The 2426-nt window shown below is 69.2% G+C and carries 3 protein-coding genes; 2 read left to right on the top strand and 1 reads right to left on the bottom strand.

The features are described 5' to 3' along the window. Together RBH18_RS43585 and RBH18_RS43580 are read left to right on the top strand one after the other, a co-directional pair. A partial coding sequence (locus tag RBH18_RS43585) for a helix-turn-helix transcriptional regulator (protein WP_306216392.1) occupies positions 1-435 on the top strand: 435 nt, incomplete at its 5' end. A 61-nt stretch (positions 436-496) separates the two neighbouring features. Then, entirely contained in the window at positions 497-982 is a 486-nt protein-coding gene (locus RBH18_RS43580) for a globin domain-containing protein (RefSeq protein WP_306216391.1), read from the top strand. 78 nt (positions 983-1060) lie between these two features. On the opposite strand, the gene RBH18_RS43575 is transcribed toward RBH18_RS43580, so the two are convergent. Further along, positions 1061-2125, bottom strand: coding sequence for a hypothetical protein (locus RBH18_RS43575; protein ID WP_306216390.1), 1065 nt, complete (start codon positions 2123-2125; stop codon positions 1061-1063). Positions 2126-2426: the final 301 nt, after the last annotated feature.

Below are 2426 nucleotides of genomic sequence, written 5' to 3'. Positions count from 1 at the left end.
GCCGGCGAGAAGGGCCTCGGCCTACCACCGATCCTGCTGATCGTCGACTCACTTACCGCTGCGCAACTCGCGGACTGCGTACACCGGAATGTGGTGTCGGTTCTGCCCCACTCGGCCTGCACGCCCGCGGCTCTGAGCGAGCACATCCGTGTGACTGCCGACGGTGGTTCGCTCATCCCGCCGGCGCTGCTGGCCGAGCTGCTGCGGCAGTCGCATGCCGAGCCAACGGACGGCGGCCCCGAGCGACAGCTGACGGAGCGCGACATCACCGTGCTGCAGCTGCTGGCCGACGGCGCCGACACCCAGGGAATCGCCGAGCACCTGAACTGCTCGGAACGGACGGCCAAGCACATCACCGCCACGATCAACCGGCGGCTCCGGGCGCGTAACCGGCCGCATGCCGTCGCCCTCGCCATTCGTACCGGAATCCTCTGACGAGCACCTTCCAGGTGCTCTCCCGCCATGTTTGTCGATTCGTGAGGAGATGCGTACGCGCATGATCGATGCGAAGCGCCGGGGCCACCACCGGTTCGCGCGAACCGCGGCCGGTCGCCTGATCGAGCGCCCCGACGCCGAGGCCATGGCCGTCGTCCAGCGCACCGCCGCGGCCGTGGCCGACCGGCCGGTCGCTCTGGCCGAGAAGTTCTACGAGCACCTGTTCGAGCTGGCGCCGGCCGTCCGCACCATGTTTCCGCCGGACATGACCGCGCAGAACGACAAACTGTGCCGGGCGCTGTTCCAGTGTGTCGGTGCCCTGGTCTCCTCGGACGAGGAGATGGTGCGGACGGTCTCCGCGCTGCGCCGGCTGGGCGCCCACCACGAGCAGCATCACGCGGTACGGCCCGAGCACTACCCGTACGTCGGGCACGCGCTCGTCCGGGCCGTCCGGGACCTGTCGCAGGAGTGGAGCACGTCGGCCAGCTCGTCATGGGTCTGGGTCTACGAATGGATGACCGCGCACATGCTCGGTCGCCAGGCCTGACCGGCTTTCCGTCACCGAGCCCCGGGCGGTCCGCAGGGCGCGCAGCTCGGACGCCCGCGCCCTGCGGACGGGAGACTGTCAGTGTGCGGCTCCATAGATCTTGGAGTTCGCGGCCAGACGGCACTGGTGTTCGGCCACCGCGTCCAGCTCCGGGCGCTCGTAGTTCCTCAACCGGATGGTGTCGAGCAGGCCGTCGTCCGGAGCGAAACCGTAGTTCTTCAGGTAATAGGTCGCAGCCTCGGACCAGATCCATCGCCCGTCACTGCGCAGCGCGGTGGGCACGACCGCTCCGAGGCCGGGGGCGAGCGGGTCCACGACGGCGCCGGCGTCGGGCACGACCTGCAGTCCGCGGGCGAGGTAGTGCGCCACCAGCTCCTGCTCCGGTTCGACGAGGCGGGGCCGTTGCCCGCTGAAGACGGGTGTGCCGTCCGGGCCGACGGCGTCGAAGGTCGACGCCACGGACAACGCCGGCACGGGACGGTCGGCCCAGAGCAAGTCACCCGTCACCAGCGCGCGGCGGGAGAACCTCGGAAGCAGGACGGGCTGGTCGAAAACTTCGACGAGCGGATGTTTCTCCCCGGCCTCGATCAACGATTCCTGCAAGCGGGACACCAGCCGTACAGCATCCACGTCAGGCCGGGCCTGAAGCAGGAAGATGCGTTTGGGGGCCACCTCGTGGCCGGCCAGCAGCCCCACTCGCCAGGCGCGCCACAGTCCGGCGACGCCTTCCGTGGACTCGGCTCCGGCAACGGCCGCCTGCTGGACATGCCCGCGGCCGGTCTCGTTCCAACCGCGGAGTTCGGCGCTCCCGACCAGCAAGTAGGGCAGCCTCTGATCTCTGGTCGCCCGGGGGAGGGCATCGACGAGACGGGTGCTCTCCCCGGCGGAGGACAGCGTGTCTGTCAACAGCCGAGCCTCGGACCGGGTGATCGCCAGGTTCTCGGTGTGCGCGGCGAATGCCAGAGTGCGGGCCACCCCGAGGACCCAGTGCTCGGCCAGCCACTGCCGGGCCATCACGATGTACTCGTCCGGTAGCTGCCCACCGACCCGCAGCAGGAAGCGGTGATAGGCCATCGACGGCTCGGACCGCATCGTCCAGGGGACGGGGTCAAGAGTTTCCCGGTGTGGCTGGTCGCCGGTCACCGGGCGATCCGTGATCCGACTGACCTCGACGGCACCTGTCGCGGCCCGTCGTCAGAGTGCAAGAGGGCGATGATGGTCAATTTCTACTCCCGGCCGCATCGAGAACACTCTCCAAAGACGACGGACGGCAGGGTGCGCGCGTTCAGCATGCGGGGGATGGGCCAAAACCACGGCCTTGCCGGTCGTCACACCTCGCTGTTGGCGACGGGGCCCAGAAGGTGTTCGAAGAGCGCCATGCCGGCCTGCATGTCCAGGTCGGGGTCGAGCAGCCACTGAGTGGAGAGGCCGTCCAGGGCGGCGA

The organism is Actinoplanes oryzae (assembly GCF_030757795.1).
Taxonomy (GTDB): Bacteria; Actinomycetota; Actinomycetes; order Mycobacteriales; family Micromonosporaceae; genus Actinoplanes.
The sequence above is the reverse complement of the archived record's forward strand: the minus strand, read 5'-3'. Positions and strand labels throughout refer to the sequence as shown.

Bases quoted from the DNA above. Each gene is read 5' to 3' on its own strand.
- RBH18_RS43580 (WP_306216391.1), top strand. From the start codon at position 497: ATGATCGATGCGAAGCGCCGGGGCCACCACCGGTTCGCGCGAACCGCG.